Origin of the sequence: Fusibacter sp. 3D3, assembly GCF_001748365.1 — a bacterium.
Lineage (GTDB): Bacteria > Bacillota > Clostridia > Peptostreptococcales > Acidaminobacteraceae > Fusibacter_A.
On sequence record NZ_BDHH01000003.1, the window covers coordinates 375375 to 401654 of the forward strand.

Genomic DNA, 26280 nt, shown 5'->3' on the forward strand with positions numbered 1-26280 from the left:
ATACACATAGAGTGCGTAGTGGGACTGCGGAAAATCAGGTAATGTCTGACGGGAGTCCGAGAGGGGACTTTTATAGAAAGCAACTGCTATTTAGTTTTAAGAAGAGGAATAAACAGAGTGCTTATGGCATTGGGACAGCAGGGAATAAGGTGAAATGTAATGGTGGGCATACGACGGTGAATGTGTGGATTTAGTGAAAATGATTTGACTTTTGTGCTCAGATTTTTTGAGATTTGGGCATTAAAGTCTCTTTTTATTGATAGACAGAATGAAATTTTTCAGAAATTAAATTGGTTACAAACATAATTTTGACTTATTGAGATAGAATGCTTACAATATATGTAACGACTTTAACTGAGAAGATATTGCTTTTATGATTCATGGGAGGTACACAATGGATGATTTACAATTTCTTGCGATAAGAGAAACATCAGAAAACTTGCTAAGCAAAATCGAACAATTCATTGATTCGGTTACTGCATTACAAAATGTAGCTGAAGATTTGAAATCAAAAACTGAATATATACCAAGACTTGATTTGCTCTCGGATGAAATTAAACAAGCACTTCAAAATGGTACTGCTGAAATGATTCCATGCAAAGATGCTTCAGATATGTTTTTTTTGCAAATTAGGACTACTGTTAAAGACGCAGTTCTAAATGGGAAAAAATATGGAATACACAAGAAAATAAAAGATATTCCACTAGGTACTAAGCAAGTTCCAACGGATGTTACAGGAGCAATGCAGTGTCTATCTATGCAAAATCAATTAAACCAAATTGCGAATGGGCTTAAAGAAATATCGGAAGCATGTGAGTATAACTTTGGTAGACTGATTCAGGGGCAACGGGATGACCGTCATGCAAAGTTATTAAGTAGTAGAAGTTGTTATATACAGGCTTTAGCAATATCTGATGGAAATTTACGACGCCAAATGCTTATGCAAGCAATTCTTGACGCAAATGCAGCTCGAGCTGAACTCGCTTTTCAAATAAAATCCGACATTATTGCACTTGGTGGAGAAAAATCACCCAAGGCAAAAGATATGGAAAAAATGGTTTGTGATATAAATAAGGCAGTTATTGCAATGAATAATGCAGTTCAATTATCGCTATATTCATTTCAAGCATTAGGAGAACCAAAAGCGCAACTCGCAATTGTCAAAGAACATGAAACTTTTATTAAGCAAGTTTTGCTAAAAGAAATTGAGTATAAAAAAATCAAATATTTAGCTTGGGATTTGATTTACTCCTCTGGGAATTGTGAATCAGTACCGCAAGAGTTCTATTCCATGCCTCTAAAATTAGTCAATAATTGTGCTGATTTTATTCAGAATATAAACGAAGATAAGTCTGTATATCTGGAGGAAAATACTTATGAGTAATAAAGAACATAAAAAGTGTAAAAAGAGGAGCTGTAATGGCCTAGCGCTTCATAATAAATATTGCTTACTATGCAATCAAAAAAGAAAAGAAAAAAAAGAAAAGATTTTAGCCTGCTTAACAGGAATTGGTATTCTCGGTGGTGGAGCAGCAATTAAGAAAGGTGCGCTAAAGCAAGTACCTAAGGTTGCAACAAAGGTTGTTAAAATGTTTTTTAGAGCATAAGAAAAATTTAAATTTAAAAATCATTATTTGACATTTTCAAAAGAAAAAGTTCAAAACATAGTTTTGCTCAGAAAGTTTTGAACAGGAAATTTCAGTAAAAACATTTTGACTTTTACGCATAAGAGGGTCATAATTATATGCGTAGGGTCTTTTTTATTTTTGAGAGAAGGTGTGTTATGGCCAGTACTGAGCTGATTATGGAAATGATTAAAAAGAATAATGGTGTCATAACGGCTGCCGAAGTAACAAAATCAGGAATTTCGCGTGGAAATCTCAAATATATGGTGGATACAGGCTTGCTAGAACGGACAGGACGAGGCGTTTATCAGCTGGCAGGATCATGGGAAGACGAAATGTATAATCTTCAAGCTCGCTATAAGCGAGGTATTTATTCTGGAGCAACTGCACTTTATTTATTTGATTTAACCGACAGGACGCCTGCTAAGTTCCAAATGACCTTTCCACATAATTACAACATATCAACTGTGAAGGGCGAAAATGTGAAGTGTAACCGTGTCATTGTGGAATTGTATGACCTTGGCGTAGTCGAGGTAAAAACCCCTGCTGGGAATGTGGTAAGGGGTTATAACATGGAAAGAACCTTATGCGATATTTTGAGAAAGCACAACAAGACAGATATTCAAATCATAACCGACGCTTTTAAAAAGTATGTCAGAAGAAAGGATAAGAATATTGCTTTGCTCTGTGAATATGGCAAGATGTTAAAGGTAGAAGCAAAGCTTCAATCTTATTTGGAAGTGCTTCTTTAATAAATAATTAATTTGATTATTGGAGCAAGTCATATAAATTTGGAGGTTACAGAATGGACAAAAAAAGAGTTGGTATAATCAAAAGAGAGTTTGACATAATTGTTCAAAGAGAAGAATATTCGGATGTTGAATTTTGGTTTGCAAGAGATCTGATGCCTCTTTTGGGTTATGAGAGATGGGAAAATTTTGAAAAAGCGATCTCTCGCTCAATAGATTCATGTGCAACATCTGGCATTGAAGCAACAGACCATTTTCGTGAGGTCACGAAAATGGTTCAGATAGGCAGTGGATCAACTAGAAGTATAAAGGATTATATGTTGACGAGATACTCTTGTTACTTGATTGCGATGAATGGCGATCCTAGAAAAGAAGAGATTGCTTTTGCGCAGAGTTATTTTGCAGTGCAGACTAGGAAACAAGAGGTAATTGAAGAAAGAATCACCTACATTGAGCGAATGGAAGCAAGAGGCAGACTGAAAGAATCAGAAAAAAGGTTGTCTCAAAACATCTATGAAAGAGGTGTAGATGATTCGGGATTTGGGCGTATTCGTGCTAAAGGAGATAGTGCATTATTTGGAGGAAACAACACTCAAGAAATGAAAAATAAATTAAATATTAAAGAAAATCGCCCTTTGGCTGACTTCCTTCCAACTTTAACTATTGCAGCAAAAAATCTAGCCACTGAGATGACAAATTATAATGTTGAAGAAAAAGATTTACAGGGTGAGGTTCCAATTACAGATGAACATGTTCAAAACAACAGAACTGTTCGAGAGATGCTTGGGCAACGAGGCATAAAACCGGAGGAACTTCCGGCATCGGAAGATATAAAAAAGCTGGAGAGAAGAGTAAAAACTCAAGAGAAGAAAATTGCTTCTCAATCTGGTAAATTACCGAATAATTCTGATGAAGAATAACGAGCAAAACTCGTAAACCAAGGAGCGGATGAAATGAAGTCAAACTTTGAATTCCTCAACAAATCCTTCCCTGTGTTATCAGGCTTAGGGGGGACAGCAGAAAACTATCTATATTCAGATACTAACTCATGCTTAATCAAGCTTGGGCTATTTGGTGAAATCATTGTGAATTTAATGCTTCAGTTAGATGGCATTGAACCGCCTGAATTTGAAAATACCCATGCCAATCGAATCAAACTTCTCAAAAGAGAAGGGCTGATTTCACAGAACATAGATGATATTTTGTATTCATTAAGAACCACAAGAAATAAAGCTGTACATAATAATTATGATTCCTTTGATGATTGTGTAACGCTCATGGAAATGGCATATAGCCTCGCAATCTGGTTTATGCAAACCTATGGTGATTGGCAGTACCAACCAGAAGCATTTGTTTTACCAGAAGATCAAAGCAAAGATAATGATTATGAAAACTTACTGAAAGAAAAAGAAGCACTCATTCAAAAGCTCTCAGAGCAAATGAAAAATCAGCAGCCTTCTATGACTATTACAAAGTCGGAGAGGGCTAAACGTGCGTCAACAGCAGCTGAAATGATGAAACTATCTGAGAAAGAAACCCGCTATTTGATTGACGATCAACTTAGAAAAGTGGGTTGGGAAGCAGACACAAACCATCTAAGATACTCAAAAGGGACAAGACCAGAAAAGGGCAAAAATATTGCAATTTCCGAATGGCCAACCAATTCAAAAGTGGGTGATCATGGCTACGCAGACTATGCTTTATTTATTGGACTTAAACTTGTTGGCATCATTGAAGCCAAACGCATGGTGGTGGATATTCCTTCTGTCCTTGATTATCAATGCAAAGACTACTCCATGACCATCAAAGAAGAACATGCTGAATATCTTGTGAATCAGTGGAACGATTATAAAGTACCACTACTATTCGCAACCAATGGACGAAAGTATTTAAAACAACTGGAGACTAAATCTGGCATCTGGTTTCTTGATGTGCGGCAAACGTCTAATATTCCAAAAGCACAGCAAGGTTGGATGAGTCCAGACGGTATTATGGAGCTTCTAGAAAAAGATATTGAAGCAGCCAATTCTACTTTGAAAACCATGACTTATGACCTTTTAAGTGACCCAGATGGACTCAACTTAAGAGATTATCAAATCAGTGCCATAGAAGCAGCAGAAAAAGCTGTGATAGCAGGTCGAAGCACCATTTTACTTTCTATGGCAACAGGAACAGGGAAGACTAGAACCGTACTCGGTATGATTTATAGATTCTTAAAAACAGATCGCTTTAAGCGTATTCTGTTTTTAGTAGATCGCTCTGCACTGGGTGAACAAGCTCAGGATGTATTCAAGGAAGTTAAGATTGAAGACTTAATGACCCTTGATGAGATTTATAACATCAAGAACCTTGAAGATAAGGATATTGAAAAAGAAACTAAAATTCAAGTAGCCACGGTACAAAGTTTGGTTAAAAGGATTTTATATAACGAAGAAACCATCATGCCAGCGGTGTCTGATTACGACCTCATTGTGGTGGATGAAGCCCACAGGGGTTATATTCTTGATAAGGAAATGGCAGACGATGAAATCCTTTATCGCAATCAGGACGATTACATCAGTAAATATCGCTCAGTTATAGATTATTTTGAGGCCGTCAAAATTGCTTTAACGGCCACGCCTGCCCTACATACCAGCGAAATATTCGGGAAGCCTGTATTTAACTACACGTACCGTGAAGCTGTTATAGAAGGGTATTTGGTAGATCACGACGCACCTCACACGATTACGACGGAACTCAGCAAAAATGGCATCACTTATGAAAAAGGTGATACAGTAGCCATTTATGACCCAGTCACCGGAGAAATTATCAATAGTGATGAACTAGAAGATGAACTGAAATTTGATGTAGAAAAATTCAATCGTCAGGTCATTACCGAGTCATTTAACAAAACGGTTCTTGAGGAAATTGCCAATGAGTTAGACCCTGAAGGCGATGGAAAAACGCTGATATACGCTGTTGATGATAGTCATGCGGACATGGTTGTTAAAATCCTGAAAGAAATCTATGAGCCTCAAGGCGTGGACAACGAAGCCATTATGAAAATCACTGGCAGCGTAGGTGGTGGCAATAAGAAAAAGGTACTTGAAGCCATTAAGAAGTTTAAAAATGAAAAGTATCCTAACATAGTTGTCACTGTGGATTTGCTTACAACAGGGATAGATGTGCCGGAAATTACCACACTTGTTTTCTTAAGAAGGGTAAAATCCAGAATTCTATTTGAACAGATGATTGGTCGTGCCACAAGACTTTGTCCAACAATCGGCAAGTCTCATTTTGAAATTTATGATCCTATTGGTGTTTATGAGTCTTTAGAGCCAGTGAACACCATGAAGCCGGTAGTCGCTAATCCAAGCACCAGTTTTGAAGACTTGATTAATGGCCTTAAAGAACTACCCACTGAAAAGCAGATTGATAATCAAATTGACATGATTATGGCAAAGCTTCAAAGAAAGAAGCGAAACTTAAATGAAAAGGCCATGGCGCATTTTGTAGATTTGTCAGGCGGATTAAGCCCAACCCAGTTTGTAGACCAGATCAAAGAAATGCCAACAGAACTGGCGAAAAATCATATTCTTAAACACCAAAGACTGTTTGAAATTTTAAACGAAGGAACAAACAATGGCAGAAGACCCATTGTTATTTCAGATAAAGAAGATCGGTTACTCAGTCATGAAAGAGGCTATGGAGAAGGCAAGAAACCAGAAGACTATTTGGAAGAATTCAAAACTTTCATATCTGAGAATATGAATAAAATCGCTGCACTTAATATTGTCTGCACCAGACCAAAAGAACTCACTAGAGAGAGTCTGAAAAGTTTGAGATTGGAACTGGATAGACATAAATTCACAGAGCAGCAGCTGAACACCGCTATGAAAGAACTCAAAAACGAAGACATCGCTGCGGACATCATTAGCCTAATTCGTCAGCAAGCCCTTGGATCTTCACTCTTAAGCCATGAAGAACGTATAAAAAAAGCAGTGGAAAGGCTTAAGAAAAACCACAGCTTTAGCAAAATGGAAATAGGTTGGATTGACCGCATTGAAAAGAACTTATTACTGGAAACTGTACTGGATAAAAACACTTTCAATGCAGGTTCTTTCAAGACAGCAGGTGGCTTTGACAAAATTAACAAAATCTTTAAAAATCAACTGGAAGACATCATTGGTGAACTCAATGACTATCTATATGACGATGGAGGCAATGTAGCATAATGAATAATCAAGAAATAGTAGCTAAACTATGGAACCTGTGTAATGTCCTTAGAGACGATGGGATCACTTATCATCAATATGTCACGGAGTTAACCTATATTTTATTTTTAAAAATGGCAAAAGAAACAGGTACAGAAGGTTCTATACCAGAACAGTACCGTTGGGAACAGCTTGTTAAAAAACAAGGGGTAGAACTAAAAAAATTCTATAATGTGCTATTAACCCACTTAGGCGATGAATGCACGGGTAGAATCAGAGAAATCTATTCAGGCGCAAGATCTAATATTGAAGAGCCTAAAAACCTTGAGAAAATCATCACCTCTATTGATGCACTAGATTGGTATTCTGCAAAGGAAGAAGGCCTTGGAAATCTTTATGAAGGCCTTCTTGAAAAAAATGCCAATGAGAAAAAATCAGGTGCTGGCCAATACTTTACACCACGCGTACTCATTAACATTATGACAAAACTCATTGATCCAAAAGCAGGTGAGAAGTGTAATGACCCAGCCTGTGGAACCTTTGGTTTTATGATTGCTGCCGATATGCATGTAAAAAGTCAAACCGATGACTTGTTTGACATCTCTATAGAAGAACAAGAGTTTCAGAAGAAAGAAGCCTTTACAGGTTGTGAGCTTGTTCACGAAACCCATAGACTGGCATTAATGAACGCCATGCTTCATGATGTTGACAGCAAAATTCTATTTGCAGATACTTTAACCAATCAAGGTAAGGTCATGAAGGACTTTGATGTGGTACTCACTAATCCACCGTTTGGAACGAAAAAGGGTGGTGAACGTGTGACACGAGACGACCTGACCTATCCGACATCCAACAAACAGCTGAATTTCCTGCAACATATTTATAGAAGTTTAAAAGCTGATGGTAAGGCAAGAGCGGCGGTCATTCTACCAGATAATGTTCTCTTTGCAGATGGTGATGGTGCATCTATTCGTGCAGACTTAATGGACAAGTGTAATTTACACACCATTCTCAGACTACCTACAGGTATTTTCTATGCACAAGGCGTAAAAACCAACGTGCTGTTCTTTACAAGAGGCAAAAAGGAAAAGAACAATACTAAAAATGTATGGTTCTATGACCTGAGAACCAATATGCAGAACTTTGGTAAAACCAATGCGCTGAAAGAAGAACATTTTGAGGATTTCATAAAAGCATATACTGCTGAAGACCGAACTAAAGTGGAGGATGAGCGATTCAAATGCTTTACCAGAGAACAAATTGCAGAGAAAAACAACAGCCTTGACTTAGGACTTATTCGTGATGACAGTATTTTAGATTATGAAGATCTTCAAGACCCAATTGAAAGCGGTGAAGAGATTATTGCCAAGCTTGAAGAAGCAGTAGATTTGATTCAAAGCGTGGTGAAAGAACTCCGTTCATTGGAGGGCAAGTAGGTATGACTAAGAAAAAACAGAATTTGACTCCAGATGAGTTGTTGGAGCAGGCTTTGGTACCTGAGAGTGAAAGGCCTTATAAGGTGCCGGAGAATTGGGTTTGGACTCGTTTGTCTAGTTGTATAGATGTCTGTAAAGAAAAATTGGATGAGTTTGATGACGACGAGTTAAAATATATTGGATTAGAGCATATTGGAAGTGGAGCGGGTATTATAGGTTTTGACTCTGCTACACATTTAAAAAGTCTTAAAAATGTTTTTAATAAAGGGCAGATACTATATGGTAAATTGAGGCCATACTTAAACAAACATGATATTGTATCATTTAACGGTGTATGTTCAACTGATATTCTAGTTTTGGACACAAAAGAAACAACAATCGAAAAATTTGCAAATTATTTGTTAGATACAAACGAATTGATCGAATATGCCGTAAATAATTCTAAGGGGATAAATCTACCTAGAGTGTCAGAGGGTGAATTATTGTCATTTCCAACGCCCCTCCCTCCTCTCGCTGAACAACAACGCATCGTAGACCGAATCGAAAGTCTTTTTGAAAAGTTGGATCAGGCAAAAGTGCTTATTCAGGATGCCCTTGATTCCTTTGAAAATAGAAAGGCTGCCATTCTTCATAAGGCTTTTAGTGGGGAACTTACTAAGAAATGGCGTGAAGAGAATGGGGGTGGGATGGAGAGTTGGGAAGAAGTGGTGTTGGGTGAATATGCAAACACAAAATATGGGTATACTGAAAGCGCACAAAATGAAAATGTCGGCCCTAAATTTCTTAGAATTACTGATATTCAAGATGGAATAGTAATGTGGGAAACTGTTCCGTACTGTCCAATAAGTGATGACGATTATTTGAAATACAAATTGAATATTGGAGATATTGTAGTAGCACGAACTGGTGCAACCACAGGAAAGAGTTATATGATAATCGACGATGTTGATGCAGTTTTTGCTTCATATCTTATTAGAATTAATATCAAACGAATGGATTTAATTTCATCAGAGTTCTTGTATAAATTTCTCCAATCACAGTTATATTGGAATCAGATAACCGAATTAAGCTCAGGTATTGCTCAACCAGGTGTGAATGCTAATAAACTTAAATCAATATTATTACCTCTACCTTCGATTTTAGAACAAAATGAGATTGTTAAAATTCTTGATATTGTTTTGGAAAAAGAAATTCAGTCTAGAGAATTGTTAGAAAGTGCTAACAATATTGACCTTATGAGAAAATCAATTCTAGCCCTTGCTTTCCGTGGTGAACTTGGTACAAATGATCCTTATGAAGAGAGCGCTAAACGGTTACTTAAAAAAATGTTTGATGAGGACGGAGGTGAGCTTATATGAAATTGGAGTATGTTTATTTGAACGGATACAAAAACTTAAATGAACTTGAGATCTATTTTGAAGAAGGCTCAACCGTCAATTCGATTATTGGGAACAATGGAAGTGGTAAATCCAATATTCTTGAAGCATTAAGTGTCATATTTTCAACTGCATTGAATGATGGTACATCAATTGATTTTAGGTTTTGTATAAAGTATGTAATTGATGATAATAAATTTAAAATAAACAATGCTGATGATCAAATACTAGTCTCTAAAAATGGGGAAAAAGTTTCTAAAAAAGATGTGGTATTTGCATTACCAAAAATGATTTTTTTATATTACTCAGGAGAGACTAAACGTTTAAAACAATTCTCAGATGAGAGTATTGATAAAAGATTTGACAAGATACTAAAAAAAGATGAAGAAATTGCCTTAAAGTACATGACTTATTTGACTGTTGATGATTTTGGTGCAAGCCTTCTGACTAGTTACATTTATAACACTGAAATTTTCAAGAAAATATGCGATATTGTTGATATAAAAGAAATCTGTACTCCGATAATGATTAATTTGAAAAAACCCAAATGGAGTAAGACTGGTAAGTCTAATGATTTCTGGGGGGCGATAGGTACTGTTGGTAAAGAATTAAATAGTTTGGCACAAAAGGGCATATATTCAATAATCGATAATAACAAATCAAAAATAATAATCGAGGATATTGAAGCCTTAAAAGATGAAACTATTGGTGCAATAGGCTTGTTTACAATATTTAAGGTGTTAGATCAGGCGGACGTTATTGATAATATTGAGTTTGATGTAATTAAAGGAAATGATAAGTTCAGCTATAAAAGTTTGAGTGAGGGTGAAAAACAGTTAGCTCAGTTATTATCTGTACTTGAAATTACTAAAGATTACAAAGCCTTATTCCTTTTAGATGAATTCGATTCGTATTTGCATCCGAACTGGCAAAGACAATTTGTTGATATTCTTAGTGAAATTGATATTAGAGGTCAAGTTCTGTTTACGACACATTCGCCTTTGACGCTTGGAAAAATGAGTAAAGAAAATATTATCATTCTTAAAGATGGAAATGCTTATAATCCTGCTGTGGATACATTTAATCGAGATGTATCTGAAGTTCTTGAAGAAATAATGGAAGTGGGTAAGAGACCTAGTGAAGTTGAAAAAGCTATTAAAGAGTTTAGAAATACTGCTGTTCATGGAAAGTATGAGGATGCTATACACGGATATGATATTCTTAAATCAATCTTATCCAAAGATGATCCATTTTTTATAACGGCGGAACACTTATTAGCGAGGTTGAAAATGAAATGAAGTATATCATGAAAAATACTGAACCTGTGGAGTTAATTGAATATAAGAAGACCCCAGGTGTTTGTTTTGGTAATATGCATAAAGAAGTCAAAGATGCTGTGAAAATTGCATTGATTGAAGAACAGGGTTATTTGTGTTGTTATTGTGGAAAAAGGATAGAAATAACCGACCATTTGAAAATTGAGCATATATTACCTCAAGGAAAATTTGATTATGCTCAGTTATTATATAGTAATATGTTATTATCCTGTGATGGTGGCGAGAAAGCTCGTGAAGGGGGTAATAGACAATTTCCTGTACACTGTGATAGTAAAAAGAAAGAGAATATTTTAGCCTTTTCACCTACTAATAGTTGCTGCGACAATTGTTTTATCTATAGTGAAGATGGAAGTATTGATGCTTTCCCAGGTAAAAACTTAGGAGTAAAAGAGATTATCGACACATTGGGGTTAGATAATCCTGTTTTGAGAAGTCTAAGAAAAGCTGCTATTGATGCGTACAATTGCCTGGAACTAACTTCAGAGGAATGGGAGAGTGAACTACAACAATTAAACACTAAAAATTCAGATGGAAAATATTCATCTTTTTGTAATGTTGTAGAATATTACGTAAAAAATTATAAGATGAGAGCAGAATTTTAGATATTAGATTTTTGTGAACTCAAATCTGATTAGTATAAATAATAATGGTATTTCAAGGTGTGCAGATGCCCTTTTAAACGTGGAAGTTTATGAGGGCATCTTTTTTGTTGCAAATTTTTCCGCTCAACTGTACTTCTCGTCGTTGAAGTATATGAGAAGAAAAATTTTGTAGGGGTGCCTAAAAATCACCTTAATAGTAAGGGGCAAAATTATTTTTCGTCCAACTATGCGTTTCATCGTTGAAATAAGTAGAGGCGCTTTTTTCCAAATGGTTGTCGAAAGGTTGTTACCAATGCCTATAAAGTAAGGGTTTCTCTCAACTTCAGAAAAAATAACTTAAAAATTAAAGGAGGCGTTACCAAAATGAAAAAACGATTCAACACCATCGATGGTCAAACATTAATGACCATGCCACTGCAACCATTAGAATTTGTCATTGAAAATCTGTTATCCAATGGACTTCATGTTCTCGCCGGTTCACCAAAGGTGGGGAAGAGCTGGCTTGCTTTATGGCTTGCCGTTACCGTTTCAAAAGGTGAAGCAATATGGGGCAACAAAGTGAAACAAGGTGATACCTTATATCTCTGTTTTGAAGACAGTCAAATCAGAATTCAAAACAGACTGTTTGAAATTACAGACGAAGCATCTGCAGGCGTTAATTTCTGCACTGAACAAGCAACATTGGGCGGTGAGCTAGAAGAGCGAATTAGAACTTTTGTAGAAGAGCATCCAGCAAGTGTTCTAATCATCATCGACACCCTGCAAATGATTTGTGGTTCGTCTACAGACAACAGCTATGCCAGTGACTATAGTGACTTATCTGTTCTAAAAAACATTGCAGATGAACTTGGAATTGCCATTCTCCTCATTCATCATCTGAGAAAAGAAAATGACAATGATCCCTTCAACAGAATATCTGGTACAACAGGTATTCAAGGTGCAGCTGATTCTAACTTTATTCTTTCTGAAGATGTTCGTGGCAGTGGTCAAGCGAAGCTCTATTGTGTCGGCAGAGATATTGAGTACCGTGAAATTTCTTTGAAACACAATGAAGAAAACATCTGGGAAGTGGTATCGGACAGTTTTCAAAATAAAGATGTATTGCTCCATGACATTGTGCTTCTCATTTCAGATTTTATGAAAGATAAAAATAGTTACACTGGATCGCCAACAGAATTATCGACCCTGCTATCTGTTCAAAGTGGGGATCAAATTTCATCAAGAATTTCATCAAAATACATCAGACTGAACCTTGATGAACTTCGCAAACGCTTTATCCATGCGGATTTCAAAAAGAGTAATGGCAAACGCATTATTTCTCTTTCTGTCATGAGGGACGATAGTGTCGATAATCAGAGGACTTCTCCATGTGCTCTAGATAATGACCCTTTCGACCCTGTGGAAGTGAGCCGTGGTTAATCAAATTCAGAGAAAAAATCAAACAGGCGATTACTTGCCCTTGTGTGGCAATTTCTAGAGCCATTGGCATCACAATGCCTGATGCCGATTATAATCGAAATTTGGGGCATGTGTGAGCCACAAAACAGCAGAAAAGAAAACTTTAGGAGTGACGACTGTTGAAAGGGCTGATATTCCACCACTAAAAGTATCTCTAGATTCGCTCGAAATACCATCGACACCTTGGAACACGTGAGGGAGCTAAAAGAACTTGGCGTAGCCGTTAGCTTTGAAAAGGAAAACATTAATACCCTAACATTCAACGGAGAACTGCTCTTGACTATATTGTCTTCTCTCGCCCAAGGGGAAAGCAATCCATATCCCAAAACACTAAAATGGGACTAAAAATGAAGGCCAAGCAAGGGGAGTTGATCGGATTTAATTCTTGTATGGGTTATTTTTATAATACTGAAACCGGCAAGCTCATTCTCAATGAAGAAGAGGCCGAAATAGTAAAATTCATATTCAAAAGATATGTGGAAGGAGCTGGTGCTCATACCATAGCAAGAAATTTAGAAGCTAAGGGTATCAAAACCAAGAAGGGCATGGACAACTGGCACGACAGTGCCATCGCTGGCATTATCAGAAATGAAAAATATGTGGGAGATGTGGTCATGGGTAAAACCTATACCGTTGACCCCATCAGTAAAAAACGAATTGTCAACTTTGGGGAGCAAGACAGGTACTATATTAAAGACCATCACGAACCCATTATCTCCAGAGAACTTTTCAATAAGGCTCAAGAAATCAGAGAAAAAAGGAGCAGACGCACCAACGATGGCAAGATCAATCGCCACAGTATGGACTACCCGTTCAGCAATATCATGAAGTGCAAATACTGTGGTGGCACCATCATCCGAAGAAAATAAACTTCGGGTAAGAACCCAAAGTTCGTTTGGTACTGCCACCATGCAGCAAAAAAAGGCAAGAAGGTCTGTCCACATTCCAAAGCCATACCGGAGGAAGTCATGGAGCAATCTTTCGTCAGAGCCTTTAACGCCTTATGCAAAGATAATGAAAAAATTACAGACGAATTCATCGAGAACCTTTCCAAAAGCCTTGAATACCGTGAGCACGAAAAGGAAATAAAAAAGCTAAATGACAAAACAAACAAGCTTCACAATCAACGAAACCAACTGGTAGACTTGCTGTTAGAACAAAAAATCAACAAAGACATTTACGACCAAAAGTATGCTAAAGTCTCTGAAAAGATTGAAATTGCAGAAGGTGAACTACAGGCGTATAATGAAAATAACGAGTTTGGTGAGGACTTCAGAAGTAGGCTTCTTAGCTTCAAACGGATCTTCGAAAAGAAGAAAACCATGGAAAGCTTCGATGGTGAAATCTTTAGAACCCTGATTAAAGAAGCTTATATCGGTGAGACAGACGATGCAGGAAACCCATTACCCCGCACCATCAACTTTGTATTTAAAACGGGGCTGAAAATCAACATTTCACCCCTGTTTCCTAAAGAACCCCCCCTAGAGGCAGACCACGCACATCGCCACCACGCCTATAAAGGTTAAAAGGATGCCACTTACTTTTGAATTGTCCATGGATTCAGATAGAAAACGGACACCCAGAATACTGCTGAAAATAATACCTCCCTGTAAAATCTATATAACCATCATAATTTGTTATATAATAGTTAACAAACAGATATAATCGAAATTTAAAATCAAAACTTTATGCGATCCTATAGACCAGAAATAAACACATAGTAAAAATCCAGACCTAGGGGGCACTTGAGTTTGAAAAACATGAAGCTTCAACAAAAGTTAACCATTGTGATCATTTTCTTAATCGTTTTTTCCACAGGGATTAGCAGCTATTTTGTGAGTCGTTTTGAGCTCAAGCGCATGGAAAAAATCACAGAAAATAATCTTTTTAATGTGGCAAGTATTTTAGCGGATTCTTCTATTATAAGCGAAGGGTTATACCATAAATCTTCTAAAGCGATTCAAGCGTATGTTGAAAAGCAATTGGCAAGTTTAACAGATGTTGAGATCATCACCATAGCCGATATGGACGGTATTCGGTATGGGCATCCCAACGCGGCGCGATTAGGGGAAACCTTCGTAGGTGGTGATGAGCAGAGAGTCATCGAAGAGGGTGCAATGTATGCTTCAATCGCGACAGGGACTTTGGGGCGATCTGTGAGGGTATTTGCACCTGTCTATTATGAGGCAAAACAAGTGGGATTTGTCATGGCGGCGCACTTGTTTGATGACGTGGTGGTGGCGCGTAAAAGTATTGAGAAGAGCATTCTCATTTATACTTTTATCGGCATCATCGTGGGGACCTTTGGTGCCGTTGGAACGGCAATTGTGATAAAAAAGAGTTTACTAGGTCTTGAACCTTATGAAATCGTCCATCTGTACCATGAAAAGGATGCCATGATTAAATCTCTACATGAAGGCATTCTTGCCATTGATGAAAATCAAAAGATCACCATGATCAACGATTCTGCTATAAAAATATTAAGACTTTCAGATGATGATGTGATTGGAAAAGACGTCATGACTTTGTTTCCAACGACTAAGCTCTCCCGTGTTCTCGAAACGGGAATTGCAGAATATGACAAGGGACAGGAAATTAATGGGGCCAATATCATGACGAATCGAGTGCCTATTCTTGATGGTGAAAAAATAGTGGGGGCACTTGCAACTTTTAGAGATCATACAGAAGTGGTTGCCATGGCAGAGGAAATTACAGGTGTCAAGCAAATTGTTGAAGCCTTAAGGGCAAACACGCATGAGTTCATGAATAAACTACATGTGATCATCGGCTTGATTGAGATCGGTGATGATGCTCTTACAAGGGATTATATTTTAGAGCTCAAACATTCTCAAGAAAACATAAAAGAAATGGTCTTTGAAAAAATTGATAATCCAATGATAGGGGCATTGCTTCTCGGTAAGCTGAACAGGGCAAAAGAAGAACATATTGATTTGCATCTGTCGGAAGATAGCACTTTAAAAGCTTTAGACTACGGACTCAACTACCAAGCATTCATCATTATTTTGGGCAACTTAATCGAAAATGCGATTGAGGCGATTAAACAAAAGAATTTTGGGAAGGGCAGTATAGAAGTTTATCTCAATGATATTGGTTCAGAGGTTACCATTCAGATCACAGATAATGGCGTGGGGATTGAACCCGCACGACTATCTGAAATATTTAATCGAGGGGTTACAACGAAACCAGGGAGCAACGGGATCGGACTGGATATTGTGAGTGCAACGATTAAAAGACTGGGTGGTAAAATTGAAGTGGACTCCACTCTTGGAGCGGGTAGTACCTTCACTGTGATAATTCCAAAGGAGGCAATATAGATGATTAGGGTGCTTGTTGTTGAAGATGATCCCATGTTGGCTGAGATTCACAGAAAATTTATTGATCATACGGAGGGGTTTGATGTGATCGGTATAGCTGGTGATGGTGTTACTGCGCTTGAATTTTTAAAAGAGAATACCGTAGATCTTTTGATTTTAGACATTTATATGCCTAAAATGGATGGTCTTACCTTGATCGAAGAGATGCGGCATGCCTCCATTTCATCGGATTTGATCTTAGTCACAGCATCCAAGGATGTTGAACAAGTGGAGAGGGCACTTAAATACGGCGTGTTCGATTATCTCGTCAAGCCCTTTGAATTTGAACGCCTCAAAAAAGCTTTGATACATTATAAAAACAGGGTTGAGATGCTGGATTCAAGTTCTGTTGTAGAGCAATGTCAAATTGATCGAATGCTCATGCGAGAGCGTGATATCCCCTTGATTGAATTGCCAAAGGGGTTACACACGAAGACCTTAGAACGCGTTCGAAGAGCGGCTCAAGTTTGTGCGCATGAGTTTGTGGATATTGAGGTCATTGCTGAAGGATTGGATGTCTCTAAAGTCACGATTAGGCGCTATCTTGAGTATTTGGCGCAGCTTGAAGAAATGGAGATACAAATGCATTATGGGACAAGAGGTAGACCTTCTTTTAAGTATAGAATGAGAATCCAATAGGCCCAAAATTCACGAAGCACACTGATGGCTTAACCTAGAGCGTATCATAAAGACAAGGTAAAAAACTTTGATAATAATATATCAGAGTTTTTTTTATTTAAAAAACGGTTGATATATTTACATAAACAGACGGCTCCTTTATTATTCTGTACACTTAAATAACAGAAATAAGTCAAAAATTTGAGGGGTAGTAAATGGATTATTCTAAATTGGCACTTGAATTACATGAGGCAAAAAAAGGCAAAATATCAGTGGTATCAAAGGTCAAGCTCGAAGACAAACACGATTTAAGTATTGCGTATACGCCGGGCGTTGCAGAACCTTGCAGAAAAATTGCAGCGCATAAAGAAGATGTTTATAAATATACTTCTAAAGGCAATCTCGTAGCAATTGTTTCAGATGGTACGGCGGTTTTAGGTCTTGGAGACATTGGGCCTGAAGCGGCACTCCCTGTTATGGAAGGCAAGGCGGTGCTTTTTAAGAATTTTGCAGATGTAGATGCTTTTCCAGTGTGCATTGATACAAAAGAGGTAGATGAAATTGTGACTTTGGTAAAGCAAATTGCACCTACTTTTGGGGGCATTAATCTCGAAGATATTTCAGCGCCAAGGTGCATTGAAATTGAAAAAAGACTGAAGGCAGAACTCGATATTCCGGTTTTTCATGATGACCAACACGGGACGGCGATTGTTGTCGTTGCAGGACTTATCAATGCGCTCAAAGTCGTTGGAAAGCAATGGGAAGAGGTTAAGGTGGTGGTCAACGGTCCTGGGGCAGCTGGATCAGCAATTACGAAGATGATCATCAATATGGGTGCTGGCGATATTTTAGTTTGCGGTTTAGAGGGCATTCTATACAGAGATAATCCTGAAAACGATGATTTGAAGGAGAGCCTTGCACAAATGACCAATAAACAAAACCAAAAAGGCGATTTAACAGAGGCACTTAAAGGTGCTGATATATTCATTGGCGTATCTGCACCGAATATAGTGACCAAAGAAATGATTTCTGAAATGAATTCGGGTTCAATTGTGTTTGCTATGGCAAATCCAATTCCAGAAATTATGCCTGATGTTGCCAAAGCAGGCGGTGCAACTGTTGTAGGATCAGGTCGTTCTGATTTTGCAAACCAAGTGAACAATGTGCTCGCATTTCCAGGCATTTTTAGAGGGGCTTTAGATGTCAGAGCAAGTGATATCAATGAAGAGATGAAAATTGCGGCTGCAAAGGCGATTGCATCCATTGTAACACCTGAAGAACTTTCAAGTGAATATGTAATTCCAAATCCACTCGACCCAAGAGTTGCAAAAGGGGTTGCAAGTGCGGTGGCTAAAGCAGCTCGTGATACAGGGGTTGCCAGAATATAAACGAATATGAGTTAAGGGGGATTATGATGAGTATAAGTGAGGCTACATTATCAGGACAATTGGTTGAGAGACAAGGTTATAAAATTATGGGGATTCCTGTGGTGCTTTTTACAGTGATTTCCGCGGTTGTATTAGGCGCATCTTTTATGGATGTACTCCCGCAGGGGATGATTGGTGCATTTCCAATCATGATGATTATGGGTGCGATTTTAAATGAAATCGGCAATAGAATGCCAATCGTTAAGGATTATTTAGGTGGAGGTCCTATCGTTGTGATTTTTGGTTCTGCAGCGCTAGTCACTTATGGAATCGTTCCAGAGGCATCCAAAGATATTATGGTGAACTTTATTAAAGGTGAGGGTTTTTTGAGTTTTTATATTGCGGCACTTATAACAGGTAGTATTTTAGGCATGGATAAGAAACTCTTGCTCAAAGCGGCATTGAGATACTTCCCTGTCATCCTAGGCGGTGTTGTTGCGGCCCTTGGACTGGCAGCATTAGTGGGTGGCCTTATGGGTTATGGTGCCAAAGAAGCAGCACTTTATGTGGCATTGCCAATTATGGGTGGTGGCATGGGCGCTGGCGCAGTGCCTCTATCTCAAATCTTTGGAGATGCACTGGCTGTAGACCCTGGAGAGATTCTTTCTAAAATGGTGCCGGCACTTGCGCTTGGCAATGCTATGGCGATTGTAATCGCAGGATTGCTCAATAGAATAGGTAAGAAAATGACGCATTTAAGTGGCAATGGCAAGTTGATGATCAATCAAAACGATGTTAAAGAGGATGAAGCAAGTAGTGAACTCAATCTTAAATCAATGGGCATAGGTTTGTTGATTGCGTCGACGTTTTTTATCCTAGGCATCATTTTAGAGAAGTTTATTCCAATTCATTCCTATGCATTGATGATCATAGCTGTGGCTGTGGCAAAATCTTTAGGGGTTATACCCAAGCAGTATGAAGATTGTGCAGCGCAATGGTTTAAATTTGTAATGGCAAACTTTACACCTGCACTTTTAGTAGGGATAGGGGTAGCCTATACCGATCTTAATGCTGTTATAAGTGCTTTATCGGTCACTTATGTTGTACTTGTGTTTTTCACAGTGCTTGGATCGGTTATTGGTGCTGGTTTTGTGGGTAAAATGACGGGTTTTTATCCAATAGAGGCCGCTATAACAGGGGGCTTATGTATGGCAAACATGGGCGGAACAGGAGATGTTGCAGTACTCTCATCATGTAACAGAATGGAACTCATGCCTTTTGCACAAATTTCATCGAGAATTGGTGGTGCGTTTATGCTGATTTTAGCCACGGCAATTTTAAAGTTGTTTTTAAGTTAGACAAGCCATCCGTGGAGAAAAGGCTGACCATTCACATAGTTTAAAATGGCTTTAGATAAGCTCTAAATAAGAGATGCCACCATAAAATCGTTTCAATGAATACGATTTTATGGTGGCATCTTTTTTGCGAATAAATAAGGTAGGCTATTTTATAACCACAGCAGTTCCAGCCGCTGTAACCATAAGCATGTTATTGGATGTGCCTAAAACTTCATAATCGATATCCACACCAATGATTGCATTTGCGCCTAACTTTTGAGCACGACTTTCCATTTCTTTAAGTGCAGCAGATCTTGCATCCACAAGTTCACCCTCATATGAATTAGAGCGTCCGCCAAAAAAATTGGTGAGCCCTGCTGCAAAATCTTTCACAAAATCCACGCCATTTATGACTTCGCCGAACACGATTCCTTTGTATTCAAGTACTTCTCTGCCTTCGATTTGATTTGTCGTTGTAATAATCATGGCTGTTCCTCCTCATAAAATAAATTATAATGTATCCGTTTTTTCACAATTTTTTGTCTCTTTAAGTTATAATAACAAAAAAGAATTAAAAAAGTGTTAAAGAAATAAAAAAAAGGTCTGAGAAATTTATGATAAGAGATGATGTTGGTTAGAGTATCAAAAGTCCGTTTCCCACGAACGCTCTACCATATGCTGTGTGGTGTGATTTTCGTAAGCGCATCATAGGGTAGAGGGGCACTCAATTTTTGACTTTTGACACTTTAATATATGTTCATACGACTAAAATTGGGGTATAAAAACAGATAGGGGTTAATTTAATGGGGTTTTAAAAGGGGGCACTATGAATAAAATATTTAGGTATGGAACGATCATTATTTTTATGTTAGGGGTAGCCATTTTTTCAGGGTGTAGTAATCGCTTGGAGAAAAATAATTTATTAGATCCAAATAAGCCGATCACTGTAATCGTTTGGCATTATTACAATGGTAATATTAAGGAAGCTTTCGATGATTTGGTATCTGAATTTAATGAAACTGTGGGTATGGAACAGGGAATCGTCGTTGAGGCCAAGAGCCAAGGGGATGTCAATCAGCTGGCAACGGCTGTATTCGATGCGGCAAATCAATCCATTGGGTCCTCGCCTATGCCCGATATATTTGCAGCTTATCCTGACAACGCCTACAGAGTTAATCAGATTACGAACTTGGTTCATTTAGAAACGTATTTTTCAAAAGAAGAAATAGAGGCCTATCGACAAGAATTTTTAGAAGAAGGTCGTTTTTCACCGAATAATCAATTTTTTATCGTGCCAATTGCAAAGTCGACTGAAAATTTATTCGTCAATAAGAACTATTGGGAAAAATTTGCCTCTGAAAATGGTTTTACAAATGCGGATTTAAGCACATGGGAAGGGCTTTATGATGTCTCGAAGACCTATTATGAAACTACTGGGAAAGGCTTTTTTGGAATTGATGCAAGTGCCAATTTTATGCTTCAAGTGGCCGTGCAGATGGGATCGGAAATGTTTGATTATTCGAGTGGTGATGCCACTTTTAATCTAACACCTGAAATTGCCGAATATATATGGCAGTATTACTATAAGCCTTATGTGAAAGGATACTTTACAAAAACAGGTCGATTTAGTTCTGATGATGCTAAAACGGGGACGGTGCTCGCTTATATTGGGTCAACTGCAGGGGCGGCATACTTTCCAACAGAGGTAACTTTTAGTCAACAAGAAGTTTATAAAATTGAACCATTAGTTTTACCATATCCCTACTTTAAAGAAGGCGAACCTTACGCCATCCAACAAGGTGCTGGTATGTGTATTTCACAAAGTGACGAGGCACATGAATATGCGTCTTCGCTTTTTCTGAAATGGTTTACAGAAGCGGATCAAAATCTTAAATTCGCAGTGTCCACAGGGTATCTTCCTGTTAAAAATGAAGCTTTAAATGAGTCAAAATTGCTTGGAGCTCTAGAGCATACAAAGCAGACTAATCCTGCCATAAAGGCCTCAATCATCACAACGACTAAAATGCTAAAGGATTATGCGTTTTATAATAACAAGCCTTTCCTCGGGAGCTATGAAATTAGAGTTTTACTTGAAACAAATTTGTATGAGAAAACCGCTAGAGATTTGGAACAGATTGAAAATCGCGTAGCGGGTGGCGAAGATCGAGACAGTGTCATTGAGACCTTGATATCAAAGGCAGAATTTGAAAAATGGTACGAGCAAATGTTGCATGAAGCTGATCTGATAATGAAGAAGTAGAAAGGCTGTTGGTATGACAAAGATAAGATGGCATAAAAAGTCCATTGTTTCGAGACTTACATTTTTTGTAGTCCTCATTATTGTGATCCAAACGGTTCTATTGGTGGGCAGTTTAATTGTAGGAGGCGTTTTAAACCAAGCCGAGCATAATGCCTATCAAGCTTTTTACGAGAAGGTCAATAATAGAAAAGACTTTGTACAGCGTGAAATGAAAAATCGTTGGACTAATTTAGAACCTTATTTATCCCCGATATCAAAAATACTTTCTAAGGAAGGTATATCGACAGATGTTATTTTTGATGAGGTGGTTGATGAGCTGATCGCGATGCTTAGAACAACTCAAGTGTCCGGCGTTTATATGATTCTTGAACCAGCAGATAGAGCATTGGATAAATACCCTTCGCTGTATTTAAGGGATTATGATCCCATTACAAACTTGCAAAGTGATGATGATCTCTATATGATTTGTGGACCGTCAGATCTTGCAAAGCGTTTGAAAATTCCACTTGATCAAACTTGGCAATATAATTTAAAATTAACAGAAGGCAATGGGGATTTTTACTTTAAACCGTATTTAAATGCACCGCTGACGACGAAAGCCAGTTATTTAGGTTATTGGAGTAAGCCTTTTAAACTGTCAGAGGATGATCTAACCGTTCTAACGTATTCGATGCCCTTATTTGATGTAAATGGAGCGCTTAAAGGGGTAATTGGTGTGGAAATAACTTTGAATTACTTAACTCAGTTTTTTCCTGCGTCGGAGTTGCAACCACGTGATTCACTGGGTTACATGATCGCATATAGAGACAGTCCAGACGGTTTGTTAAGACCGGTTTTCATGGAAGGCGCTCTACAAAAACGGTTGATTTCGGGCTTGGAACCTTTGGATTTGAGTATAGTGGATCAAGATAGAAATATATTCAAATTAAAGACGCATAAAGGCTCTGAAAACATATACGCAAGTGTTGAAAAGATAGGGCTCTATCAGTTCAATACGCCTTTTGAGGATGAACAATGGTACCTCATTGGATTAATGAGAGAAGACTATCTTTTAAATTATGTGAATCGAATCAAGCAAATTCTTTGGATGTCACTTTGGACTTCGATCATCGTGGGGATTTTCGGCGGGATATTGATCAGTTATCAAGTATCGAGGCCGATTATTAATCTTGCAAAGCAAGTGAGAGAAAGCGATAAGAGCAAAATAATGTATCTTGAACCGACAGGGCTTTTAGAACTGGATGAGCTATCCAGTACGATGGAGTTTACCAACAAATTGATGTTGGCATCTGCTTCAAGGCTCTCTAGGATCAGTGAGATGTTCGATGTGCCGATAGGTGCTTTTGAAATCAATTTAAATACAGGACGTGTTTTTGTGACGGATTATTTCTATTCAATTTTAAAATTCGAAGCACATGAGACCGAAAGATTAGAGACAAAAGAAAGCTTTATTAAATTGATTAATGCAATACTGGAGCATCCAGAACCAGATGAAAACGATGTCTATCGGTTGATGCTAGAGCCTGTACGCTGGGTGAAGATTAAGATGATTGAGGATGCAGAATTGATGTATGGCGTTGTCATGGATGTTACTGATGAAATTCGTGAGAAAAATTTGATTAAGCTTGATCGTGATATGGACCCGTTGACGAAACTGCTCAATCGAAAGGGATTTCAATGGCAATTTGAAATTTGGGTGCAAACAGATCATTCTGGGGAAGCAGCCTTATTGATGTTTGATTTGGACAATTTGAAGATGATCAATGATTCTTATGGGCATAAGTGGGGGGATCAATATATTATCCATGCCGTTGAAAGGTTACAAGCCATCACAGATGACGATCATAAGTTGCTGGGCAGAAGATCCGGAGACGAATTTGTCATGCTGCTTTATGATTTTGAAAGTAAAGATGCGATTCGAAGGTGCGTCACTGCGTTTTATGAAAAAATTGAGCAACAATTTATTGAGTTCCCCGATGGCATGCGGAAAACCGTCGCTATTTCAGCGGGTATCATGTGGATGGACTGTCCAGAACTCGGTTATGATGAGCTTTTACATTATGCGGATGAGGCTCTATATGAGTCCAAACGGCAGAATAAAGGACGTTATACAGAAAGTAGATACTGAAAGGATGTTGTAAATATGTATACTAAAAAAGAAATTATAGAAAAGGCAAAAGCACAATTGGCTCTTGATTATAACTGTCAAATATCCGATTTTGAAAAAGAAGGCAATACGATTGCTGAAAATAGATTATTAGAAGGCAGGCGCATCTATGAAAGTGATGGTTGTTTTTTGAAAATCGTCTGTATCGGTGGGCGTGCGATCATAAGTGCAGATGAAAAACTCAAGCCTTGGCTTGAGGAAAAACTGGTGGGCAGGGATGCAAGCTGGCTTTTTGACTTCTTTGTGCTCAGGGCGATCGATCAAAAATTGGGTGAGTTCGGTCATGAAATTGATCGGACACAAAATTTTTATCTTCCCAATCCAGAGTGCAATGAAGTCAAGCCATTAACTGAAATAAAATGGTTTGATCAAGAAGGTATTTTACAGTTTGAGGGAGATGAACGCTTCGATGAAGCCTTTCTCTTTGAAGCCGATTCACCAGATGTCATAGGTGTTGCCGCTTTGGATGGTGAGCACATCATGGGCATGGCGGGTGCTAGTCGAGACTGTGAAGGGCTCTATCAAATTGGGATCAATGTTTTGCCAGAATATGAGGGTAGAGGGATTGGGACCAATTTAGTTGCTATTATTAAACAAGCGTTATTAAGCCGTGATATAGTGCCCTTCTACGGAACCCAAATGTCGCATCTTATCTCGAGGAATACAGCCATCAATGCAGGGTTTTTCCCAGCTTGGTCAGAACTATGTTCTAGGAAAATGGATTAGAATAGAGCTTTATTATTTCAAATCTATACAATCTTTTAATGCGCAATTGTGCAGGTTAAATTAAATATAAAAAGAGATCGTGCTTATGAAAATAGTAGCGGTTTCTTTTTTTTTGGATTGAAATCGATCTTTGCCGCTTACAAAATGATACTTTTGTCTTATTTTATATACATAATGTTATTTTAAATTGTAAATTGAGGTATAATAGATCAAAATGTAAATACTTTGTACAACTAATGCATCAAGTGGCAGACTAGGAGGGGCATATGAGCCCATTATATCTGAGGGTAAAACGATAGGGATTATTTTTATTGGTGTTAGTACTCAAGTTGTGGAAGAGACGATTAATAAAACGCTGTATTCCTTTATGTGGGTTTTTTTAGGGTTTCTAATGCTTGCACTGATCTTTAGCATTATCGTGACCCTATTTATGGGCACAAAAATTTCAAAACCTCTGGTGAGATTGACCGAATTCTCAAGTGCATTAAAAGAGGGTAATTTAAGTATTCAAATAGATGCCAACTTAATCCAAAATAGAACTGAAATTGGTAAATTGGCAAGTGGGTTTGAGCATATGCGATTGAATCTACAAAGTCTCGTGGATGATATTCAAAAGGTATCCAAAGAAGTTTTAAGTTCATCTCATGAGTTAGAAGGTATTTCATCCGATACGGTGACTGCAGGTGAAAATGTTTCCAGAAATGTAATAGAAATTGCCAAAGGCGCATCGGAACAGGCAGAGAATACAGAATCCGGGACAGGGGATGTCATTAAACTGGGACAATTGATAGAAGAAAATGCCTCAAGTTCAGAGCAAGTGACCTCAATTGTAACTGGGATCATTGATGCCATGAATGCATCTGCATCATCGGCAAAGGCACTTTATCAAATTGCAAGTCAGTTAAATGAGCGTGCAAATAAATTTAGCCTTTGATTCATTTAAAGCAAAGGGAACTTGGGACACACGAATCATAGGTATAATTTTAGTAAAAGGTCCGAATAAAAAATAAGGGGAAATAGAGATGAAAATAGTTGTGCTTGATGGTTACACTTTAAATCCAGGAGATTTATCTTGGAACCTAAAAGTTTGATTTAATGTACTCAAATCCAAATAAGTACATATTTTTTTGACTGAACAGCGCTTAAACTATTGATTTTACTGCATTTCCTATTGATTTTTAAATTGAGTATATGTTATAATTTATATATACTCAATTAGGAGGTGCCCCAAATGCCAGCAAAAGCATCCGGCGAGGTCAAAACTCGCATCATTCATAGTCCTCAGAAGAATGGAGATATCTACGTTCTTGAGCGAAAAACCGTTTATGATCCAGTGAAAAAATATAATAAAGTTCTTTCCACTAAGTTGGTATCCAAAATTCCAAAAGGAACAGAAATTTCAGTACCAACAAGACCAAAGCGAACAATAAAGTCAAATGAACATGAAAATGTATCAAATGAAACTCTGAAAAAAACTACTTTTCAGACGAATCAAATCATTGCCTCACGTAAGCGAGTTGGCATGATGAATATTATAGACCATATAGGCAAGGCTTCAGGAATAGATGCTACCCTATATGCAAACACTGACATCGGAACTGCGCAGAAGATCATATCTTTAGCGAGATATCTCTTGGCATCAGATGGTCAAAGCC

The 26280-nt window shown here is 37.8% G+C and carries 22 protein-coding genes and 1 pseudogene; 22 read left to right on the top strand and 1 reads right to left on the bottom strand.

Annotation, left to right across the window (positions count from 1 at the left end; genetic code table 11):
- The first annotated feature begins 394 nt into the window (after positions 1 to 394).
- The 17 genes from F3D3_RS05695 (at position 395) to F3D3_RS05770 (ending at position 19493) form a co-directional block, all read left to right on the top strand.
- Positions 395 to 1384 carry a hypothetical protein gene (locus F3D3_RS05695; RefSeq protein ID WP_069871982.1) on the top strand — a complete coding sequence of 330 codons (990 nt, stop codon included), beginning with the start codon at positions 395 to 397 and terminating at the stop codon, positions 1382 to 1384.
- Positions 1377 to 1607 carry a hypothetical protein gene (locus F3D3_RS05700; RefSeq protein WP_069871984.1) on the top strand — a complete coding sequence of 77 codons (231 nt, stop codon included), beginning with the start codon at positions 1377 to 1379 and terminating at the stop codon, positions 1605 to 1607. Before F3D3_RS05695 ends, F3D3_RS05700 begins: the two co-directional genes overlap by 8 nt.
- Before the next feature lie 176 nt (positions 1608 to 1783).
- Complete coding sequence (locus tag F3D3_RS05705) at positions 1784 to 2377, top strand: AbiEi antitoxin N-terminal domain-containing protein (protein WP_069871985.1); 594 nt, start codon at positions 1784 to 1786, stop codon at positions 2375 to 2377.
- Positions 2378 to 2430: 53 nt separating this feature from the next.
- Positions 2431 to 3294, top strand: coding sequence for a DNA damage-inducible protein D (gene dinD / locus F3D3_RS05710; protein WP_069871987.1), 864 nt, complete (start codon positions 2431 to 2433; stop codon positions 3292 to 3294).
- 33 nt (positions 3295 to 3327) lie between these two features.
- The gene (hsdR, locus tag F3D3_RS05715) at positions 3328 to 6588 is read left to right on the top strand and encodes a type I restriction-modification system endonuclease (RefSeq protein WP_069871989.1); all 3261 of its coding nucleotides are present in this window, start codon (positions 3328 to 3330) and stop codon (positions 6586 to 6588) included.
- Positions 6588 to 8003 (top strand): N-6 DNA methylase, encoded by a 1416-nt coding sequence (locus F3D3_RS05720; protein ID WP_069871991.1) that lies wholly within the window; start codon positions 6588 to 6590, stop codon positions 8001 to 8003. Before hsdR ends, F3D3_RS05720 begins: the two co-directional genes overlap by 1 nt.
- 2 nt (positions 8004 to 8005) lie before the next feature.
- Positions 8006 to 9361 carry a restriction endonuclease subunit S gene (locus F3D3_RS05725; protein ID WP_069871993.1) on the top strand — a complete coding sequence of 452 codons (1356 nt, stop codon included), beginning with the start codon at positions 8006 to 8008 and terminating at the stop codon, positions 9359 to 9361.
- On the top strand, positions 9358 to 10677 hold the full coding sequence (locus F3D3_RS05730; RefSeq protein ID WP_069871995.1) for an AAA family ATPase: 1320 nt from the start codon (positions 9358 to 9360) through the stop codon (positions 10675 to 10677). The genes F3D3_RS05725 and F3D3_RS05730 overlap by 4 nt, the downstream gene beginning before the upstream one ends.
- 8 nt (positions 10678 to 10685) lie before the next feature.
- On the top strand, positions 10686 to 11318 hold the full coding sequence (locus tag F3D3_RS05735) for a retron system putative HNH endonuclease (RefSeq protein WP_175438305.1): 633 nt from the start codon (positions 10686 to 10688) through the stop codon (positions 11316 to 11318).
- A gap of 363 nt (positions 11319 to 11681) precedes the next feature.
- On the top strand, positions 11682 to 12737 hold the full coding sequence (locus F3D3_RS05740) for an AAA family ATPase (protein WP_069871998.1): 1056 nt from the start codon (positions 11682 to 11684) through the stop codon (positions 12735 to 12737).
- A 189-nt stretch (positions 12738 to 12926) separates the two neighbouring features.
- On the top strand, positions 12927 to 13121 hold the full coding sequence (locus tag F3D3_RS25130; protein WP_084388844.1) for a recombinase family protein: 195 nt from the start codon (positions 12927 to 12929) through the stop codon (positions 13119 to 13121).
- The gene (locus F3D3_RS05745; RefSeq protein ID WP_069872000.1) at positions 13112 to 13645 is read left to right on the top strand and encodes a recombinase family protein; all 534 of its coding nucleotides are present in this window, start codon (positions 13112 to 13114) and stop codon (positions 13643 to 13645) included. Before F3D3_RS25130 ends, F3D3_RS05745 begins: the two co-directional genes overlap by 10 nt.
- Positions 13646 to 13744: 99 nt before the next feature.
- The gene (locus F3D3_RS05750; RefSeq protein WP_069872002.1) at positions 13745 to 14302 is read left to right on the top strand and encodes a hypothetical protein; all 558 of its coding nucleotides are present in this window, start codon (positions 13745 to 13747) and stop codon (positions 14300 to 14302) included.
- A 234-nt stretch (positions 14303 to 14536) separates the two neighbouring features.
- Entirely contained in the window at positions 14537 to 16111 is a 1575-nt protein-coding gene (locus F3D3_RS05755; RefSeq protein WP_242877089.1) for an ATP-binding protein, read from the top strand.
- Positions 16112 to 16789 (top strand): response regulator, encoded by a 678-nt coding sequence (locus F3D3_RS05760; RefSeq protein WP_069872005.1) that lies wholly within the window; start codon positions 16112 to 16114, stop codon positions 16787 to 16789.
- A gap of 194 nt (positions 16790 to 16983) precedes the next feature.
- A complete protein-coding gene (locus F3D3_RS05765; protein WP_069872007.1) occupies positions 16984 to 18156 on the top strand; it encodes an NADP-dependent malic enzyme in 1173 nt (390 codons plus the stop codon).
- A 26-nt stretch (positions 18157 to 18182) separates the two neighbouring features.
- Positions 18183 to 19493: a 2-hydroxycarboxylate transporter family protein gene (locus tag F3D3_RS05770; protein ID WP_069872009.1), complete on the top strand. Its 1311-nt coding sequence runs from the start codon at positions 18183 to 18185 to the stop codon at positions 19491 to 19493.
- Between the two features lie 144 nt (positions 19494 to 19637).
- Here F3D3_RS05770 and F3D3_RS05775 read toward each other — a convergent pair whose 3' ends face one another.
- Positions 19638 to 19958, bottom strand: a complete 321-nt coding sequence (locus F3D3_RS05775; RefSeq protein ID WP_069872011.1) for a putative heavy metal-binding protein — start codon at positions 19956 to 19958, stop codon at positions 19638 to 19640.
- 340 nt (positions 19959 to 20298) lie between these two features.
- On the opposite strand from F3D3_RS05775, the gene F3D3_RS05780 reads away from it, so the two are divergent.
- The 5 genes and pseudogenes from F3D3_RS05780 to F3D3_RS05800 form a co-directional block, all read left to right on the top strand.
- The gene (locus F3D3_RS05780; RefSeq protein ID WP_069872013.1) at positions 20299 to 21732 is read left to right on the top strand and encodes an extracellular solute-binding protein; all 1434 of its coding nucleotides are present in this window, start codon (positions 20299 to 20301) and stop codon (positions 21730 to 21732) included.
- Positions 21733 to 21745: 13 nt separating this feature from the next.
- Positions 21746 to 23860, top strand: coding sequence for a diguanylate cyclase domain-containing protein (locus tag F3D3_RS05785; RefSeq protein WP_069872015.1), 2115 nt, complete (start codon positions 21746 to 21748; stop codon positions 23858 to 23860).
- Between the two features lie 15 nt (positions 23861 to 23875).
- Positions 23876 to 24625 carry a GNAT family N-acetyltransferase gene (locus F3D3_RS05790; RefSeq protein ID WP_069872017.1) on the top strand — a complete coding sequence of 250 codons (750 nt, stop codon included), beginning with the start codon at positions 23876 to 23878 and terminating at the stop codon, positions 24623 to 24625.
- 331 nt (positions 24626 to 24956) lie between these two features.
- Positions 24957 to 25559, top strand: coding sequence for a methyl-accepting chemotaxis protein (locus F3D3_RS05795; protein ID WP_139132027.1), 603 nt, complete (start codon positions 24957 to 24959; stop codon positions 25557 to 25559).
- A gap of 297 nt (positions 25560 to 25856) precedes the next feature.
- Positions 25857 to 26280, top strand: a pseudogene (locus tag F3D3_RS05800) (transposase); the annotation flags it as partial.

Bases quoted from the DNA above. Each gene is read 5' to 3' on its own strand.
- F3D3_RS05695 (WP_069871982.1), top strand. From the start codon at position 395: ATGGATGATTTACAATTTCTTGCGATAAGAGAAACATCAGAAAACTTG.
- F3D3_RS05700 (WP_069871984.1), top strand. From the start codon at position 1,377: ATGAGTAATAAAGAACATAAAAAGTGTAAAAAGAGGAGCTGTAATGGC.
- F3D3_RS05705 (WP_069871985.1), top strand. From the start codon at position 1,784: ATGGCCAGTACTGAGCTGATTATGGAAATGATTAAAAAGAATAATGGT.
- dinD (WP_069871987.1), top strand. From the start codon at position 2,431: ATGGACAAAAAAAGAGTTGGTATAATCAAAAGAGAGTTTGACATAATT.
- hsdR (WP_069871989.1), top strand. From the start codon at position 3,328: ATGAAGTCAAACTTTGAATTCCTCAACAAATCCTTCCCTGTGTTATCA.
- F3D3_RS05720 (WP_069871991.1), top strand. From the start codon at position 6,588: ATGAATAATCAAGAAATAGTAGCTAAACTATGGAACCTGTGTAATGTC.
- F3D3_RS05725 (WP_069871993.1), top strand. From the start codon at position 8,006: ATGACTAAGAAAAAACAGAATTTGACTCCAGATGAGTTGTTGGAGCAG.
- F3D3_RS05730 (WP_069871995.1), top strand. From the start codon at position 9,358: ATGAAATTGGAGTATGTTTATTTGAACGGATACAAAAACTTAAATGAA.
- F3D3_RS05735 (WP_175438305.1), top strand. From the start codon at position 10,686: ATGAAAAATACTGAACCTGTGGAGTTAATTGAATATAAGAAGACCCCA.
- F3D3_RS05740 (WP_069871998.1), top strand. From the start codon at position 11,682: ATGAAAAAACGATTCAACACCATCGATGGTCAAACATTAATGACCATG.
- F3D3_RS05745 (WP_069872000.1), top strand. From the start codon at position 13,112: ATGGGACTAAAAATGAAGGCCAAGCAAGGGGAGTTGATCGGATTTAAT.
- F3D3_RS05750 (WP_069872002.1), top strand. From the start codon at position 13,745: ATGGAGCAATCTTTCGTCAGAGCCTTTAACGCCTTATGCAAAGATAAT.
- F3D3_RS05755 (WP_242877089.1), top strand. From the start codon at position 14,537: ATGAAGCTTCAACAAAAGTTAACCATTGTGATCATTTTCTTAATCGTT.
- F3D3_RS05760 (WP_069872005.1), top strand. From the start codon at position 16,112: ATGATTAGGGTGCTTGTTGTTGAAGATGATCCCATGTTGGCTGAGATT.
- F3D3_RS05765 (WP_069872007.1), top strand. From the start codon at position 16,984: ATGGATTATTCTAAATTGGCACTTGAATTACATGAGGCAAAAAAAGGC.
- F3D3_RS05770 (WP_069872009.1), top strand. From the start codon at position 18,183: ATGAGTATAAGTGAGGCTACATTATCAGGACAATTGGTTGAGAGACAA.
- F3D3_RS05775 (WP_069872011.1), bottom strand. From the start codon at position 19,958: ATGATTATTACAACGACAAATCAAATCGAAGGCAGAGAAGTACTTGAA.
- F3D3_RS05780 (WP_069872013.1), top strand. From the start codon at position 20,299: ATGAATAAAATATTTAGGTATGGAACGATCATTATTTTTATGTTAGGG.
- F3D3_RS05785 (WP_069872015.1), top strand. From the start codon at position 21,746: ATGACAAAGATAAGATGGCATAAAAAGTCCATTGTTTCGAGACTTACA.
- F3D3_RS05790 (WP_069872017.1), top strand. From the start codon at position 23,876: ATGTATACTAAAAAAGAAATTATAGAAAAGGCAAAAGCACAATTGGCT.